General features: G+C 71.2%; 19 protein-coding genes, 1 tRNA gene and 1 pseudogene. 16 read left to right on the top strand and 5 right to left on the bottom strand.

The window, feature by feature from the left end; translation table 11 throughout:
• Positions 1-33: 33 nt before the first annotated feature.
• The 3 genes from ACVW19_RS16100 (at position 34) to ACVW19_RS16090 (ending at position 3,355) form a co-directional block, all read left to right on the top strand.
• Positions 34-516 carry a hypothetical protein gene (locus ACVW19_RS16100; protein WP_457460077.1) on the top strand — a complete coding sequence of 161 codons (483 nt, stop codon included), beginning with the start codon at positions 34-36 and terminating at the stop codon, positions 514-516.
• Positions 517-830: 314 nt separating this feature from the next.
• Positions 831-3,128, top strand: a complete 2,298-nt coding sequence (locus ACVW19_RS16095) for a DEAD/DEAH box helicase (RefSeq protein WP_457460076.1) — start codon at positions 831-833, stop codon at positions 3,126-3,128.
• 154 nt (positions 3,129-3,282) lie between these two features.
• Positions 3,283-3,355: transfer RNA gene (locus ACVW19_RS16090), tRNA-Lys, on the top strand.
• Between the two features lie 266 nt (positions 3,356-3,621).
• Here the strand turns inward: ACVW19_RS16090 and ACVW19_RS16085 are convergent.
• Together ACVW19_RS16085 and ACVW19_RS16080 are read right to left on the bottom strand one after the other, a co-directional pair.
• Positions 3,622-4,890 (bottom strand): annotated as a pseudogene (locus ACVW19_RS16085) (site-specific integrase); the annotation flags it as partial.
• On the bottom strand, positions 4,776-5,399 hold the full coding sequence (locus ACVW19_RS16080; RefSeq protein WP_457460075.1) for a helix-turn-helix domain-containing protein: 624 nt from the start codon (positions 5,397-5,399) through the stop codon (positions 4,776-4,778). The pseudogene ACVW19_RS16085 and the gene ACVW19_RS16080, both read right to left, overlap by 115 nt.
• Before the next feature lie 86 nt (positions 5,400-5,485).
• Between ACVW19_RS16080 and ACVW19_RS16075 the strand changes: the two genes are divergently transcribed.
• The 11 genes from ACVW19_RS16075 to ACVW19_RS16025 all read left to right on the top strand — a co-directional run bounded on the left by ACVW19_RS16075 (position 5,486) and on the right by ACVW19_RS16025 (position 13,083).
• Positions 5,486-5,725: a helix-turn-helix domain-containing protein gene (locus ACVW19_RS16075; protein WP_457460074.1), complete on the top strand. Its 240-nt coding sequence runs from the start codon at positions 5,486-5,488 to the stop codon at positions 5,723-5,725.
• Positions 5,726-5,858: 133 nt separating this feature from the next.
• Complete coding sequence (locus ACVW19_RS16070) at positions 5,859-6,185, top strand: hypothetical protein (RefSeq protein ID WP_457460073.1); 327 nt, start codon at positions 5,859-5,861, stop codon at positions 6,183-6,185.
• Positions 6,182-6,481: a hypothetical protein gene (locus ACVW19_RS16065; protein ID WP_457460072.1), complete on the top strand. Its 300-nt coding sequence runs from the start codon at positions 6,182-6,184 to the stop codon at positions 6,479-6,481. Before ACVW19_RS16070 ends, ACVW19_RS16065 begins: the two co-directional genes overlap by 4 nt.
• The gene (locus ACVW19_RS16060) at positions 6,478-7,356 is read left to right on the top strand and encodes a bifunctional DNA primase/polymerase (protein ID WP_457460071.1); all 879 of its coding nucleotides are present in this window, start codon (positions 6,478-6,480) and stop codon (positions 7,354-7,356) included. The genes ACVW19_RS16065 and ACVW19_RS16060 overlap by 4 nt, the downstream gene beginning before the upstream one ends.
• The gene (locus tag ACVW19_RS16055; RefSeq protein WP_457460070.1) at positions 7,353-8,498 is read left to right on the top strand and encodes an AAA family ATPase; all 1,146 of its coding nucleotides are present in this window, start codon (positions 7,353-7,355) and stop codon (positions 8,496-8,498) included. Before ACVW19_RS16060 ends, ACVW19_RS16055 begins: the two co-directional genes overlap by 4 nt.
• 296 nt (positions 8,499-8,794) lie before the next feature.
• A complete protein-coding gene (locus ACVW19_RS16050) occupies positions 8,795-9,160 on the top strand; it encodes a hypothetical protein (RefSeq protein ID WP_457460069.1) in 366 nt (121 codons plus the stop codon).
• Positions 9,153-9,374: a hypothetical protein gene (locus tag ACVW19_RS16045; protein WP_457460068.1), complete on the top strand. Its 222-nt coding sequence runs from the start codon at positions 9,153-9,155 to the stop codon at positions 9,372-9,374. The genes ACVW19_RS16050 and ACVW19_RS16045 overlap by 8 nt, the downstream gene beginning before the upstream one ends.
• Positions 9,375-9,397: 23 nt before the next feature.
• Positions 9,398-9,865, top strand: coding sequence for a helix-turn-helix domain-containing protein (locus ACVW19_RS16040; RefSeq protein WP_457460067.1), 468 nt, complete (start codon positions 9,398-9,400; stop codon positions 9,863-9,865).
• Complete coding sequence (locus ACVW19_RS16035; protein WP_457460066.1) at positions 9,862-10,575, top strand: hypothetical protein; 714 nt, start codon at positions 9,862-9,864, stop codon at positions 10,573-10,575. Before ACVW19_RS16040 ends, ACVW19_RS16035 begins: the two co-directional genes overlap by 4 nt.
• Entirely contained in the window at positions 10,572-10,952 is a 381-nt protein-coding gene (locus ACVW19_RS16030; protein ID WP_457460065.1) for a hypothetical protein, read from the top strand. Before ACVW19_RS16035 ends, ACVW19_RS16030 begins: the two co-directional genes overlap by 4 nt.
• An 88-nt stretch (positions 10,953-11,040) precedes the next feature.
• Entirely contained in the window at positions 11,041-13,083 is a 2,043-nt protein-coding gene (locus ACVW19_RS16025) for a pentapeptide repeat-containing protein (protein ID WP_457460064.1), read from the top strand.
• Positions 13,084-13,246: 163 nt separating this feature from the next.
• Here ACVW19_RS16025 and ACVW19_RS16020 read toward each other — a convergent pair whose 3' ends face one another.
• Positions 13,247-13,510: a GntR family transcriptional regulator gene (locus ACVW19_RS16020; RefSeq protein ID WP_457460063.1), complete on the bottom strand. Its 264-nt coding sequence runs from the start codon at positions 13,508-13,510 to the stop codon at positions 13,247-13,249.
• Positions 13,511-13,666: 156 nt separating this feature from the next.
• Here ACVW19_RS16020 and ACVW19_RS16015 point away from each other — a divergent pair, with 156 nt between their 5' ends.
• Both ACVW19_RS16015 and ACVW19_RS16010 read left to right on the top strand, forming a co-directional pair.
• Positions 13,667-13,864, top strand: coding sequence for a hypothetical protein (locus tag ACVW19_RS16015; protein WP_457460062.1), 198 nt, complete (start codon positions 13,667-13,669; stop codon positions 13,862-13,864).
• Positions 13,861-14,046 carry a hypothetical protein gene (locus ACVW19_RS16010; RefSeq protein WP_457460061.1) on the top strand — a complete coding sequence of 62 codons (186 nt, stop codon included), beginning with the start codon at positions 13,861-13,863 and terminating at the stop codon, positions 14,044-14,046. Before ACVW19_RS16015 ends, ACVW19_RS16010 begins: the two co-directional genes overlap by 4 nt.
• Before the next feature lie 104 nt (positions 14,047-14,150).
• On the opposite strand, the gene ACVW19_RS16005 is transcribed toward ACVW19_RS16010, so the two are convergent.
• Positions 14,151-14,513 (bottom strand): type II secretion system F family protein, encoded by a 363-nt coding sequence (locus ACVW19_RS16005; protein ID WP_457460060.1) that lies wholly within the window; start codon positions 14,511-14,513, stop codon positions 14,151-14,153.
• Positions 14,510-14,920: a hypothetical protein gene (locus ACVW19_RS16000; RefSeq protein WP_457460059.1), complete on the bottom strand. Its 411-nt coding sequence runs from the start codon at positions 14,918-14,920 to the stop codon at positions 14,510-14,512. The genes ACVW19_RS16005 and ACVW19_RS16000 overlap by 4 nt, the downstream gene beginning before the upstream one ends.
• Between the last annotated feature and the right edge of the window lie 148 nt (positions 14,921-15,068).

Below are 15,068 nucleotides of genomic sequence, written 5' to 3'. Positions count from 1 at the left end.
ACCGTCGTGGCCGTCGCCGCCGCCGCCGGTTGTATGAGTATCGGTGAGGACGGGGCGGGCGGGGCCGCCAAGCCGTCGCATTCCGCCGGACGGCCGGGTGGCGCGGCGCCCGACGGAGGGCTGCCGCCGGGGCCGGGAGGTGCGGACGGCCAGGGCGGCGCGGCGGCCGAGGGCGAGCGCGGGGGCCGTGCGGGCCAGGGTGGGAAGGGCAAGCGTGAGACGGGCGAGGCGGGGGCGTCGGCCTCGGCCGAGGCGTCGCCCTCCGCGGGGATGAGCGATCCGGCGCCGGACGACACCGGGCGGCCGGGCAGGCCGACGGAGCCGGCGACGCCCGACGGCCGGCCCGATCCGCCGGAGCCGAGCCGGCCGTCGGACCCGGAGCCCGCACCCCCGCCACCGGAGCCGTCGGTCACACCGGAGCCGACGGTCGCGGAGCCGTCCTCGACGGCGGACGAGCCGCCGGAGCCCCAGTTGGCGCGGCGGGAGCCGGCGCCGGAAGCGGGGGTGCCGGTGTAGCGGCTTCTCCAGTGTTTCCTCGCCGGTATGCGCACTTGCCCTGCCGTCCTGTCGATGCGTGGGCCGATTGGCCTTCACTCTGCTGACCTGCGGGTCTGTGGAGTGAGGGGGGATCGGTTTGCTTTCGGTGGGGGAGGGTGCGTATGGTGGCAGATCGTTTGATCCTATTTGCCCGGCGCCACTGCAGAGCGCGCCGTGTGGCGCGTACTCTCCCCTTACCGTGGTGGACCGCATCGAGGCGGTCATATTGCGAATTGCGAATCACGGAGTTGACGGGCGCGTGCCGAAGAGACTCCGGAAGGTTTCGCATTCGTATGCCCATCGCCAGTACTGATCACGTCGTCCTGCCCGAGACCCCTGTGACCCCTGAGGACGCAGGGAGCTCGGTGGACACCGACATCACCGCTGTCATCACCGACGTCGCCGCTGACACCGTCACCGATGTCACCGTCACCGATGTCACCGACGACACCGTCACCGACGACACCCCCGACACCCCCGAGCTCACCTTCGCCGACCTCGGTCTTCCCGAGGGCGTCGTGCGCAAGCTCGCGCAGAACGGCGTGACCAGCCCCTTCCCGATCCAGGCGGCGACCATCCCGGACGCCCTGGCCGGCAAGGACATCCTCGGCCGGGGCCGTACCGGCTCCGGCAAGACCCTCTCCTTCGGTCTGCCGACGCTGGCCACGCTGGCCGGCGGCCGGACCGAGAAGCACAAGCCGCGGGCCGTCATCCTGACGCCCACCCGTGAGCTGGCCATGCAGGTGGCCGACGCGCTCCAGCCCTACGGCGACGTCGTCGGCCTGCGCATGAAGGTCGTCTGCGGCGGCACCTCCATGGGCAACCAGATCTACGCCCTCGAGCGCGGTGTCGACATCCTCGTCGCCACGCCCGGCCGGCTGCGCGACATCATCAACCGTGGCGCGTGCTCCCTGGAGAACGTGCAGATCGCCGTCATCGACGAGGCCGACCAGATGTCCGACCTGGGCTTCCTGCCCGAGGTGACGGAGCTGCTGGACCAGGTTCCGGCGGGCGGTCAGCGGATGCTGTTCTCCGCGACGATGGAGAACGAGATCAAGACCCTCGTCGACCGGTACCTGAAGGACCCGGTCAGTCACGAGGTCGACGCCGCCCAGGGTGCCGTCACGACCATGTCGCACCACATCCTGGTCGTGAAGCCGAAGGACAAGGCGCCGGTCATCGCGGCCATCGCTTCCCGCAAGGGCCGCACCATCATCTTCGTCCGCACCCAGCTGGGCGCGGACCGTGTCGCCGACCAGCTGCGCGAGGCGGGTGCGAAGGCCGAGGCGCTGCACGGCGGCATGACGCAGGGCGCGCGGACGCGGACGCTGGCCGACTTCAAGGACGGCTACGTCAACGTCCTGGTCGCCACGGACGTCGCCGCGCGCGGTATCCACGTCGACGGCATCGACCTGGTGCTGAACGTCGACCCGGCCGGTGACCACAAGGACTACCTGCACCGGGCCGGCCGCACGGCGCGCGCGGGCCGTACCGGCACCGTGGTCTCCCTCTCGCTGCCGCACCAGCGGCGCCAGATCTTCCGGCTGATGGAGGACGCGGGCGTGGACGCCACGCGCCACATCATCCAGGGCGGCGCGGCCTTCGACCCGGAGGTCGCCGAGATCACCGGGGCCCGGTCGATGACCGAGGTCCAGGCGGAATCGGCGGGCAACGCGGCGCAGCAGGCGGAGCGTGAGGTCGCTCAGCTCACCAAGGAGCTGGAGCGGGCGCAGCGCCGCGCGTCCGAACTGCGTGGCGAGGCGGACCGGCTGGTCGCCAGGGCCGCCCGTGAGCGGGGCGAGGACCCGGAGACGGCGGTCGCCGAGGCGGCCACCGAGGCGGCGGTCCAGGCCCAGACCGAGGTCTCGCTGCCGGAGCAGCCGACCGCGCGTGACACGGAGCGCTTCGAGCGCCCCGAGCGCCGGGACGGTTTCCGCCGTGACGACCGGGGTGACCGCGGCGACCGCGGCGGCCGTTCCTTCGAACGCCGTGACGGCGACCGCGGCGGGTTCAACCGCGACAGGGACCGTGGCGGCGACCGTGGCGGTTTCCGCCGTGACGACCGCGGTGACCGTGGCGGCTTCCGTCGCGACGACCGCGGTGACCGTGGCGGTGACCGTGGGGGCTTCCGCCGTGACGACCGCGGTGGCCGCTCCTTCGAACGCCGTGACGACCGCGGTGGGTTCAACCGCGACGGCGACCGTGGCGGTGACCGTGGCGGCTTCCGCCGCGACGACCGCGGCGACCGCGGTGACCGTGGTGACCGTTCCTTCGACCGTGACCGTGACCGCGGTGGCCGCTCCTTCGAACGCCGTGACGACCGCGGTGGGTTCAACCGCGACGGCGACCGTGGCGGTGACCGTGGCGGCTTCCGCCGCGACGAGCGTGGCGGCCACCGCGGCAGCGACCGTCCGTTCAACCGTGACCGCCAGGGCGACCGCCCCGGCTTCCGTGACCGCCAGGGCGGCGACCGCCCCGGTTTCCGTTCCGGCGCCTCCCACGACCGCCCGTACGGCCGCCGTGACGACCACCGCGGTGGCGGCTCCTTCGTCCGCCGCGAGGAGAAGCCGCGCTGGAAGCGCAACGGCTGATCCCGGCGCACCGGACCGACCCGGGAGGGCCCGCACGACCCCCGTCGTGCGGGCCCTCCCGCGTTTTTCACGGAACACGTCCGGGTGCCCCTCGCCGATACCCGATCAAAGACGCGCCCACATCCCGCTATGCTCGTGGGGGCAACATCGCCAAGGGCCCTTAGCTCAATTGGCAGAGCAGTGGACTTTTAATCCATTGGTTGTGGGTTCGAGTCCCACAGGGCCTACCGGAACCCTCGGGTTCATGACCCCCGCTGACCTGGTCAGACGGGGGTTCCGTCTTTTCCGGGGCCTGCTCGTCGGCCGAATCCGTAGCCGGGGTGGTCACCGAGTGGTCACGCTGGCCCGCTGCTGGCCCGACCGGCGCGGTCTTTCTGGCGCGCGGCACGAGGGCCGAGGCGCGGTCCGCGGCATCCCGCCCGACTCCGCCGAGCAGGTGTGAGTACGTGTCCGACGTGATCGAGATGGAGCTGTGACCGAGCCGCTTCGACACGATCGCCAGGTCGACGCCGGCGGCGAGCATGAGTGACGCCTGACCGTGGCGCAGGTCATGCAGCCGCACCCGGCGCAGTCGTCGACGCTGTTCGTCGGGAAGGTGGGCGTCGTCCTCGAACCGGGCCGCGTCGACGAGGGCACCGAACAGCTTGGTGACGTCGTCGGGGCGCAGCGGGTTGCCGTCCTCGCGGGCGAACACGAGACCGTGGTCGGCGTACGCCTCGCCCCACTGCTGCCGCTCGGCCTGCTGCCGTAGCTGGTGTGCGAGTAGGGCGCCGACCGTGACCTCGTCGAGGTCGACGACGCGGTCCTCACCGGACGCGGTCTTGGGCTTGCCGAACGAGACACCGAGGTGTCCGGCTTCGCAGTAGGGGCACGGTGCCGCGGTCTGCTTGTTCTTCTTCCGCCCGGATTCCTGTACGACCTGCTGCCGCACCGTGATGATCCGGCGGGCGAGGTCGACGTCATCCCAGCGCAGGCCCACGGCCTCGCCGCGGCGCATGCCGGTACCGGCGATCACTTCGAACATGGAGCCGAGCCGATGCCCGCCGATGCTGTCGAGGAACGCGCCCAGCTCGGCCGGCTCCCACGGCTTCGCCTTGGGGCGCTGAGCCTTGGGCAACTCGATGTCCTTCGCGGCGTTGTAGGACAGGAGTCGTTGCCTGACCGCGGTCGACAGGGCCGAACGGAGCGTCGCGTGAATCCGCCGGACGGTGGCGGCCTTGCGCTTGCCGTCGCTCACGGCGCGTATGAGCGCGTCGACGTGCGGCGGACGCAGGTCGCGCAGCCGTATGCGGCCGAGCTGGGGCACGAGGTAGTCGTCGACGTGGTGCCGGTACGCGCGGATCGTCGTGGGGCGCAGGCCGGCCCGCTCCTTCGACTCCAGCCACGTGGCGAGCCACTGCGCGACGGTCTGCCCGTCGTCGTGGGTATAGCCGCCGGAGGTGACGCGGGCGAGCAGCTCGGCGAGCGCGGTCTCGGCGTCGTCCGCGGTGCGGAACCCGCCCTTACGGGCCTGCCGGCGCTTGCCGTCCGGGCCGAACCCGACGTCGGCCACGTAGTACCAGGCGCCGTGATCCTTCCGGCAGTTCTTCCGCCGGCCCTTGGCGTCGTACTGCGCCGGACACTTGCACCGCTTGTACGTCGAGCCCTTCACCTCATGTTCTCCAAATCCGGTTGGTAGTCGGCGTCGTCGATGTGGCGTAGCTCGGCGGGAAGTTCGGGGAGCTTTAGGCCGAGGCCGCGCAGGCGGCGACGCGCACCCCATAGGGGCGTCTCACGTCCTGCTGCCTGCCGCAGCAGAGCGGCGCGCGCGTGTTCCGTGTTGGCGCGGGCTGCGGCGTCTTGGTCGGCATGCCAGTCGTCGAGGTAGCGGGCGTGCCATCGGTAGGTGTCGAGGCCGGCGCGGTCTTCCCGCCACTCGTCGTAGTCCGCGGAGCGGTCGAGCGGTTGCTCGCCAGTGAACCACTGGAGGGCGTCCCACGGCGCCGCAGTGCGGTCAGGGAGTGGTTCCACTTGGTCGACGCGGCCGACGGGGAAGAGTAGAGCTCCCGGCGGTACGCCCAGGGCTTTGGCGAGAACGAGCAGTTCCGGCACGGACAGTGTCGGGCGTCGTCCGCTCTCAAAGTTGGCGAGGACGGAGCGGCCGATGGGGAAACCGAGCGCCGCGCACCGGTCCGCAAGCTGCTGTGCACTCATCCCCTGCGACTGCCGGTGCCTGCGCACCTCAGTAGCGACGGATTGGCCGATGCGGTTCGGCCACGCGGTCTGTGTCATAGGAGCACAGTACCCCGGACTCTTTGACATCGTCCAGCGCCACCCGTATGTTCGCCGCAGACACTAAAACCTCACGGAGTTGCCACGTGAAGACACAGCCCGCTCGCGGCATGCAGCCCGCCGAACTACTCGCACTGCCGGCCGCCGTCGACCTCGCCACAGCGGCCCGAGCCCTGAATGTGGGGCGCACCACCGCTTACGACCTCGCTAAGCGTGGGCAGTTCCCGGTGCCGACGCTCCGGTTGGGCGTCCAGTACCGCGTACGCCGCGCTGACCTGCTCAACCTGCTCGGCATCGAGCAGCCGACCGCCTCCCCGGCGGGATGAGAACGGCCCCCGGCAGGTGCGCCAACACCGCGCCGAGGGCCTGAGCGCCAACCCTTCCCCTGCAAAAGCAAGGGGCCCCGGATCGCAGCCAAACGAATCCCGGGGCCCTGCCGAAAAGAAAGAGAACGACGCCTTGTCCATCATAGACACCCCCGCCCTCCCGTCCTGCTTGTTCGACGCGGACCGCGCCGCCGATCCGGCGGTCGCCGCCCAGCGCGCCAGCACCTTTGTGACCGTGCCCGGCGCCGTCGAGGTGCCGTTCGGCGTCGCCCGGCTCGCCGAGCTGATGAAGTCGGAGGCGGACAAGTACCGCGCCGCGATGATGCGCCGCGACGTCAAGGCCGCCGCCGCCAGCCTCGCCACCGTCGGCATCCTCTACGAGGTCGCGTCCACCGAGATGGGCGCGCGCATGGACGTCATCGAGGCCGCCCTCGTCGACGCCCTCCGGGGTGACCGGTGACCGAGCGCCTGTACGACACCGAGACCGGTCCCGCTACGGCGGGGCCGGTGTCGGCCGTTCCCACCCAGCTCCGTAGCCGTCGAGCCGCCGGATACCGCACCGAGCCCCGCACCTGCGGATGCCCGCACGCCTTCCACCGCGACCCCCACGACTGCGCCACCGCCCCGGCCGGACACTCCGACTACGGACTCACCCCGCGTGAGCTGTGGGCCGAGTACCGACGTCTCCGCGCCGCCGGATGGACCCCGGGAGAGATCCGGCGCCGCCTGTGCCTGCGGGGTGACGCCGCAGCGTGAACAGCACCACCACCGCCGAGGCGGGCCGCGTCGAGCAGGTTCTCGACCTGGCCCGCCTCGGGCTGCACGTCTTCCCCCTTCGCCCCAACGACAAGCGGCCGGCCGTCGAGCAGTGGGAGCAGCGCGCCACCACCAACCCCGACCGCATCCGGCGCTGTTGGACGCACGCCCCGTACGGGGTCGGCGTCGCCTGCGGCCCGTCCGGCCTCGTCGTCGTCGACCTCGACACAGCCAAGGGCGACACCCCGCCCGCTCCCGGCGTCGAGTCCGGCGAGGACGCCCTCGCCCTGCTGTACGAACACCACGGCGACCGGTACCCGTTCGGCTCCACACCCGCCGTCCGCACCACGTCGGGCGGCACACACCTCTACTACCGCGCCCCCGACGGGCACGAGGTGCGCAACAGCGCATCCAAGGTCGGATGGAAGGTGGACGTACGCGCCGCCGGCGGATACGTCGTAGCCCCTCCCTCGACCTACCGCGGTAGCGCCTACGTGTGGTTGACGCCTCCCAGCGAGGCCAGTCCCATACCGCTGCCTACGTGGCTCGCCGAGGCCGCCACGCGGCGCCCTACGCCCGCCCGTCCGGTCGCCATGCCCGCGACCGTCAAGAACACCACCGGCTACGTCGCCGCCGCGCTCCACAACGAGATCCAACGGGTCTTGGACGCGCACCCCGGCACCCGCAACGACGCCCTCGTACGCGCTTCGTTCAGCCTTGCCCAGCTCTCTGCCGGGGGGCAGCTTCCCGCCGCCCTGGCGGTTGAAGCCCTGTACGCCGCCGGACAGTCCGTAGGTCTCCCGTACCGCGAGGTCGAGGCCACCGTCACATCCGGCATGCGTGCCGGCGCCCAGCACCCCCGGAGCACGCCATGACCGCGCCGACGAACGCCCTGAAGCTCATCAGCCACTTGGAGAGCGTCGCCGAGGCCCGCGCCGAACAGGACACCGGCGACGACCCGGAGCACCCCGGACGGTCGTCCGAAGAGCACTTCGAGCAGCGCGTCACGGGCATGCTCGGCGAACTGCTCGACACGGACGCCCTCGACAGTATCGAGCCCCTCGAACCGGTCGTCGTCGACATGCTGTTCCGCGACACCCTCGCCCGGATCTACGGCCCGTCCGGCACCTTCAAGTCGTTCATGACGCTCGACATCGCGGCGTGCGTCGCCACCGGCTCCACATGGCACGGCCAGGCCACCCGACCCGGCCCCGTCGTGTACCTCGTCGCCGAGGGCCTGCGCGGCATCCGCAAGCGCGTCCGGGCGTGGGAGCAGCACCACGGCCGGAAGATGACCGGCGTCAAGTTCCTGCCCCGCCCGGTACAGGCCCGTGATCCCGAATGGCTCGTCCTCGTCGAGGTGTGCCGGCGCCTTACCCCCGCCCTGGTCATCGTCGACACACAGGCCCGCGTCACGGTCGGCGTCGAGGAGAACAGCAACAGCGAGATGGGCATCATCGTCGACCGCATGGAGCAACTCCGCGCGGCATCCGGCGCCTGCCTCCTGCTCGTGCACCACACCGGCCACGACGAGGGCCGCAGCCGCGGCGCCACGGCCGTCAAGGGCGCCCTGCAAACCGAGTTGGGCGTCACCCGCAAGGATGCGCCCGGCACCGGTCCCGTGATCACGCTCAAGACCGGCAAGCAGAAGGACGACGCCGAACTCGACGATATGGAGTTCGGCATCCACTCGGTCGCCCTCGACGGCGAAGCCAACGAGGACGGAAGCCCCGTCACGTCCGTCGTCCTCGTCCGCCTCAACACCGCCGGGCAGGCCCAGGCCCACACCGGCTACGCGGGCAAGGTCGAAGAGATCGCCGCTGCCCTCGACGCCGCCGGAGTACCCGCGACCGCCGGACGCGACCGCCTCCGCAACGAGTGCAGCCGCCTCGGAATCCAGGCCGGAAACGCGGTCCTGAGTGATGTAGCCAAGCACCGCAAGAACCGGACGAACAGCCCGGATCACCTGTCCCCGCAGACCCTCGAAAACACCCCACAGACAGGACAGGAGGAATAGGGCAAAACCCCTGTCCCGGCCGTCGGGACAGGGACAGCCAAAAGCCCAGGTCAAACCTGCCCCGGACAGCCACAGGACAGCAGGGGACAGAGCACCTACGGGCGACCTGTCCCCACTGTCCCCACCCCTTGGAGGGGGGACAGGTGGACAGCCCGAAGCCCCCACCGCACGCCCCATGTCGCCGCGCGACGCCCCGTGTCTCGCACGCGCACCCGAACCACAGCCACCGCGTCCGCGACCGGTCGCACCCCGGATCGCCTCGCGGGCGCACGTACATGTACGAGAGGACCAACCCCATGCCCAGCAGCACCGCCACCCCCGACGGACAGCAGCCGAGCGGCTACCCCGGCCGTGACCGGCTCGACGACGCGAACCGCGGGTTCCGCCGCGCCCTGGCCAGCCTCGCCCGAGAGGGGCGACGACACGACCCCGAGTTGCTGCCCATGGTGGAACGCATCGCCACCGAGGCCGCCGGCCATCTCGAACGGCTCGCCAAGGACGCGACCGAGGCCGAGGGGAAGTCGACCCGGCACCGCGCAGCCCTGGCCCGCGAGCAGGAGAACCTCACCCGCACCCTGCGGAAGCTGTCCCGCTCGAACCCGGCCCTCGCGGCACGGCTCGCCCGAGGCGTCGCCGAGCAGGACGGGGCCGCCGATGAGTAGCCACGTTGAGCAGCAGATAGCGGCCCGCATTGCCGCCGTACGTGCCCGCCGGGAGCAGCAGGCCGCCGACCGCGCCGCACGGGCCGAGCAGCGCGCCCACGGCGTCGCCGCCCGCCACGCGGCCAAGCTGCGCCGCCTCACCGAGCAGGACCGCGCCGCACTCGAACAGCGCGGTGACGAAATCGAACAGTCGCCGGAAGGGGGTGCCGCGTGACCGGCCGTGCCCGTGACCACCGCGTGAGCACCCCCACCGTGACCAGCAACGACACTCCCGCCGCCGGATACCAAATCCGTAGGAAAGAGCCCGACGACGAGGCATTCGTCATCGTCCCGGGCGCTCTCGCATCCACCACGTTCGCCGCCCTCGTGCTCTACCTCCGTGACCGCGTACAGGCCGGTGGAGGTGCACTCACCCCCGACGCGCGCGCTCTACTCCGCGACCTCCACCGCGCCGCCGAGGGCGCCGATGGCCCCGTGTTCGAACGCGGTTCCGATAACGGCACCGCGTCGCCCGCGACTGCCAACGTGACCACGGGTACGGACGTGTCGGTCCAAGAGGCCGCCGCGCTGCTCGGCTGCACCGCCGGGTACGTACGGCGCCTCGCCCGACACGGCGCCTTCCAGGCCCGCCGCATAGGCGCCCGCACCTGGGCAATCGACCGAGCCTCACTCGACACCTACCGCCACGGAGGAACCCCAGCATGACCACCGACACCCCGCCCGAGGTGGTGCACGCCGAGGCCGAGGCTCGCGAGGCTGACGACCTGCTCGCCGCCCTCGAAGAGCGCGTACGCGACGGGGACGACAAGGTCACCCCGCAGCAGCTCACCGAGCAGCGCGAGTTGGGCCGCTTCGCTCGCCTCCGCGCCGAGGCCGCCCGCCGCAAGGCCGAGCGCACCGCTGCCGCGGCCAAGGAGAAGCGTCGGCAGACCCTCACGGCCGACGCCCTCGCTCTGGCCGAGGAGCGGGCCGACCGGGCCCCGGTGGTCGACGCGTACGAACGGGCCCGCGCCGCCCTGGTCGACGTGCTCACCATGGCCGACGCCCACGACCAGGCCGTGACCGAGGCCGCGCGCATGCTGCGGCAGGCCGAGTGCGGTCCGATGCACCGTTACGAGCAGGTCGAGGAGGGCGGGTTCGTCACCAGCGAATCGCGCCGTGCGCCCGCGTCGAGGACCGCGCCGACTGTCGACCCAACCACGGACGCGTTCGCGTTCGGCGACGACTCCCGGTATCGCATCGGTGCCGCCCGGCTGCTCGCCGTTCTGGTCGCCGACGTGGCCGCCGCCCACCCGGTGACCGTCGACCCGGGGCAGCCGGCATTCGACCGCGCGCCGCTCGCTGAGCAGGCGCACCGGCACCGCGACGTCGTCCGCGCCTTCCTGGCGGCCACGAAGGGCGGCGACGCGAAGTGACCAGTCCTGAGCACGTCACCGTTTCCGCCGGCGACCCGGCACCGCGCCGCATTGTGCCCGAGCAGTCCGGTTACGTCTCGCCGACCGCGCAGCGTCACGTGGAGATGCTGGCCGTGGTCGAGGCCGACAACGCCCGCGACCGCTACCAGCCGCCCACGGCCCTCGCCGAGCTGCTCGCGATGCGGTCCGAGGACCAGGTCCGCACGTACAACGAGCACCGCGACCGGTATGACGCGATCATGCGGGGCGAGACCGTGTCACGCCCGCCTGCGTCCCGCGCCGAGCTGCTGACCCTGCCGCACGGCGAGACGATGCGCTTGCGGGATACCGACCCCGCCGCGTACGACCGTGGCGGACCGCACGGAAGATTTCAGTAGCGCACGATTCATTTCAGTACGCGTTCAGCGCGGTGGCTTCAGAGGCGAGGTCGGCAACCATCCGGCCGTGCTCGATCGTCCTTCGGGTATGCCACACCCGAGCCCCGAACCGTCCCCAACTCCGCCTGATTGGCCGCACTGTGGCCACGGCACCACCCCGGAGGACCCGGTCGGCTGCCGCGGCATCCACGTCCCCGGCCATACCGCATGCCTCACCCACCTGGCCGACGCCGACCGCGACGCCTACCTGTCCGGCCTGACCCCCGGCGCCGACATCGACCACCGCGGCACCCCCTTCACCGAACCCCTTCTCGACGCTCTCCTCAATGCCCTCCACGATCCCGCCACCGGACACCCCCGCCTCGGCAGCGCCTGGTTCGGGTCGGCGACCTTCGAGGGCGACGCCCGGTTCGAGTCGGCGACCTTCGAAAGCAACGCCCGGTTCGAGTCGGCGACCTTCGAGGGCGACGCCGGATTCGAGTCGGCGACCTTCCAGGGCTACGCCGGATTCGGGTCGGCGACCTTCCAGCGGGACGCCGGATTCGGGTCGGCGACCTTCCGGGGCACTGCCCGGTTCGGGTCGGCGACCTTTCAGGACGACGCCTGGTTCGAGTTGGCGACCTTCGAGGTCTACGCCTGGTTCGAGTTGGCGACCTTCGAGGGCTACACCTGGTTCGAGTTGGCGACCTTCCAGGGCTACGCCCGGTTTGGGTCGGCGACCTTCCAGCGGGACGCCGGGTTCGAGTCGGCGACCTTCCAGGACGGCGCCCTGTTCGAGTCGGCGACCTTCCAGGACGGCGCCCTGTTCGAGTCGGCGACCTTCCAGGGCTACGCCTGGTTCGGGTCGGCGACCTTCCAGGGCGACGCCCTGTTCGAGTCGGCGACCTTCCAGCGGGACGCCGGGTTCGAGTCGGCGACCTTCGAAAGCAACGCCCGGTTCGAGTCGGCGACCTTCGAGGGCGACGCCGGATTCGAGTCGGCGACCTTCCAGGGCGACGCCGGATTCGAACAGGTGGTTTTCGAGCGGTCGGCCAGCCTCGGGCCATTGGTGTGCGCCGGACGGGTGCAGTTGTCCGGGGCGGTGTTCAGCGGCCCGGTGACCCTCTCGTTCGCCGCGCGCCGCCTGGAGTGCCAACGGACCCGCTGGTCGTCAACGGCCGAGGTGCGTCTGCGCTACGCCACGGTGGACTTCGCCCACGCGGTCTTCGAATACCCCCTCACGATCGCTGCGGAGGCCGACCCCTTCGCGCTCCCCGGCGGACAGCCGGTGGCAGACCAGGCTCTTGCCCACGCGACCGACGCCACGGTGCGGATCGCCTCGCTGCGGGGGGTGGACGCGGCCCATCTGGTCCTCGCCGACGTCGACCTGTCGAAGTGCCTATTCACCGGGATAGTGCATCTGGACCAGCTGCGGCTGGAGGGCACCTGCTCCTTCGACACGGTCCCACCCGGCATGCACTGGCGGCGCGGGCGCCTCGTAGGGTTCACCCAGCGCCGCACCCTCGCCGAAGAGCACCACTGGCGCGCGCACCAGCCGACAGCCGTCCGAGGCTGGAATGTGGCGGTGCTCGGCGCCGGACACGCCGGGCCGGCACAGTTGGCACCGGTGTACCGGGCGCTGCGCAAGGCGTTCGAAGACGGCAAGAACGAGCCGGGGGCGGCGGACTTCTACTACGGCGAGATGGAGATGCGCCGCCACGACCGCACCAACACCACCCGCGCCGAACGCGGACTGCTGCACGGCTACTGGCTGCTGTCCGGCTACGGCCTGCGCGCCTCCCGCGCCCTGGGCTGGCTCGCTGCCACCATGCTCATCACCATCGCGCTGCTGATGGGCTTCGGACTCCCCCAGGATGACCCGAAGCAGGAGGCCACCGGCACCGTGCCGCCCGGCGGCGGCAGGGTCACCTTCGAGATCGACAAGGCTGATCCCCAGAACCCCACCGGGAATCGGTTCACCGGCGAGCGCTTCGAGAAGGCCCTGAACGTCACGCTCAACTCGGTGGTGTTCCGCTCCTCCGGGCAGGACCTGACCACCGCCGGTACTTACATTGAGATGGCGTCCCGCGTGACCGAGCCCGTCCTTCTGGGCCTGGCGGTCCTGGCGGTCCGTAACCGCGTCAAACGCTGACCCAGCCCGCCCACGGCCAAGGGTCGGCAGAACGCCGCAGCCACCGAACACTGAAGCAACCGGTGCGGCCGAACCCGCCATGAGCCGCCGCACGGGAGATTTCAGTGACCAGGTCACAGCCCCGCCCACTGAAATTTTCCGTGCGGTCCGACAGCCGGAGCCCCTACGCGTCCGCAGACCCCCCGGGGAGCGCGATCACAAAGACGCCCTTCCCCTGTACGCCCTGAACGAGGCCCTCGTCGGCCAGGACCTCGAGCGCGCTCTTGATGGTTCGCCGTGACACCAGACCGCCGGTCTCCGCCTCCAACTCCGCTTGCGACGGCAGACGCCGGCCGATCGGAATCTCACCGCGTCGGATACGGTCGCGCAGCACGTTGGCCAGCTGCACGTACAGCGGCGTCATGGCGTCCCGATCCAGCTCGATCATGCTGCGACCGTAAGAGCACATCCCCACCGGACATAGATCGAGCTAACCCGTCTGATGACGTACCAAGACGTACCAAGTTGCCGTACAGTCCCACACAGAAGGCCCCCGCGACCGCGGGAACGGTCCGGGGCACGGCCGACTGGTGAAGGAGTCGACGTGTCCGAGAGTACGCAGACCGAACCTACGCAGGACACCCCCACGGCTTACGGCTGGTGCGCCTGGCACCGCCAGCACGCGGGCGGGGTGCGGCTGATCGAGGTCATCGAGCAGGGGTCCGGGTCGGGCGGGGCGCTGTACGCCTGCGCATCGTGCCGTGAGCAGCACCGGCTCGTGCCGTTCGCGGACCGGCCGTGAACGGCGACCGGCGTCCGTCGAGCCCTGCGACAGGCACCTACCGGGACGGGCCCGCCGGACTGGCGTACCGGGCGCTGCTGGAGCACACGCAGATGTGTGAGCAGTGCGTGGACGACGTCCGCGGGTGCGCGACGGGCCGGGTACTGGTGCGGACCCTGCGGGAAGCCGCACGCGGCCGGTAAGACTCCGGTCCGGCCGCTGAAGCTTCCCCCGGGCGCGGCGGCCGGGCCGGGCAGCAGACAGCCCCCGAGGCGGGTCCTCGAGGGCTGTCGTCGTGTTTAGGACGCTACGGCTGGAGCGCTCGGCGCGATGGCGTCATACCGCCCTCGTCGCCCCCGGTATGACCGGCGCCCGCCTGCGTATGACCTGCATACGGCACGCCGTCCGACGGACCCTCACCGAGCGCGTCAGAGGGCCGCTGACCTGCGTCATACCGGCGCACCATCACGTGCGTGATGTCGGGCGCCACCCCGTCGGGGATACGTCCTGACTCCCACGCGCCGCGGTAGCCGTCGGCCACGATGCGCACCGCGTGCCGGACGGCGTCCGACAGTGTCATACCGGTCCGCAGCATCACCGCCAGGTCGTCATACAGGTACGCGTCGACCTTCACCGACAGGGCCTTGCCCGGCTTCGGAGGGGTACTCACCGGGAGCCACCGCCGTACCGGGCCGGGTCGCAGATCATGCACGCGTGTTCGGCGCTGCCGTCATGGCAGTTGTCGACGCACGACCGGCACCATGGCGTGTCTGCGTGACGGGCGTGGCCGTCGGACCTTGTGTCGTTGGCATCGAACGGTCGGAGGCAGCGCCGGCATCGGCTCCTCTCCCGTTGCTCTGTGGCGGCCTGCTCGGCGGCAAGCTTCGAACGGAGGTAGTCGACGTTCCAGCCGAGGTCCGCGGGGTCCTCGGCGAGGGCAGCAACGGCGACCGTGCGGGCCTCGGCGGCGCGGTCGAGGATGCGCCGACTGTAGTCGGGGGTGTCGTAGGGAAGGGTGAGCGCGTCGAGGACGACGGCGAGCAAGTCGCGCACGGCGTCCGGGGTACGGTCCTGCATGGGTCTGGGCTCCTTGCACCGAAGGGGTTCCGGATCAAGGCCCCGTCCGGCGTTGCAGTCGCCGAGGCGGGGCCGTCGTCGTGTCGGCGGCGCGGTGGTCACGTGGTCACGGGAGTGGTCACGGACGCGCTGTAGAGGGCCGACACAG

This window comes from Streptomyces sp. TE5632 (assembly GCF_054061295.1).
This window is presented reverse-complemented; position numbering and strand designations above follow the sequence as displayed.

What these genes read in the sequence shown, in the direction of transcription:
- ACVW19_RS16100 (WP_457460077.1), top strand. Translation starts at nt 34, where the DNA reads ATGAGTATCGGTGAGGACGGGGCGGGCGGGGCCGCCAAGCCGTCGCAT.
- ACVW19_RS16095 (WP_457460076.1), top strand. Translation starts at nt 831, where the DNA reads ATGCCCATCGCCAGTACTGATCACGTCGTCCTGCCCGAGACCCCTGTG.
- ACVW19_RS16080 (WP_457460075.1), bottom strand. Translation starts at nt 5,399, where the DNA reads ATGACACAGACCGCGTGGCCGAACCGCATCGGCCAATCCGTCGCTACT.
- ACVW19_RS16055 (WP_457460070.1), top strand. Translation starts at nt 7,353, where the DNA reads ATGACCGCGCCGACGAACGCCCTGAAGCTCATCAGCCACTTGGAGAGC.
- ACVW19_RS16050 (WP_457460069.1), top strand. Translation starts at nt 8,795, where the DNA reads ATGCCCAGCAGCACCGCCACCCCCGACGGACAGCAGCCGAGCGGCTAC.
- ACVW19_RS16045 (WP_457460068.1), top strand. Translation starts at nt 9,153, where the DNA reads ATGAGTAGCCACGTTGAGCAGCAGATAGCGGCCCGCATTGCCGCCGTA.
- ACVW19_RS16035 (WP_457460066.1), top strand. Translation starts at nt 9,862, where the DNA reads ATGACCACCGACACCCCGCCCGAGGTGGTGCACGCCGAGGCCGAGGCT.
- ACVW19_RS16025 (WP_457460064.1), top strand. Translation starts at nt 11,041, where the DNA reads ATGCCACACCCGAGCCCCGAACCGTCCCCAACTCCGCCTGATTGGCCG.
- ACVW19_RS16020 (WP_457460063.1), bottom strand. Translation starts at nt 13,510, where the DNA reads ATGATCGAGCTGGATCGGGACGCCATGACGCCGCTGTACGTGCAGCTG.
- ACVW19_RS16000 (WP_457460059.1), bottom strand. Translation starts at nt 14,920, where the DNA reads ATGCAGGACCGTACCCCGGACGCCGTGCGCGACTTGCTCGCCGTCGTC.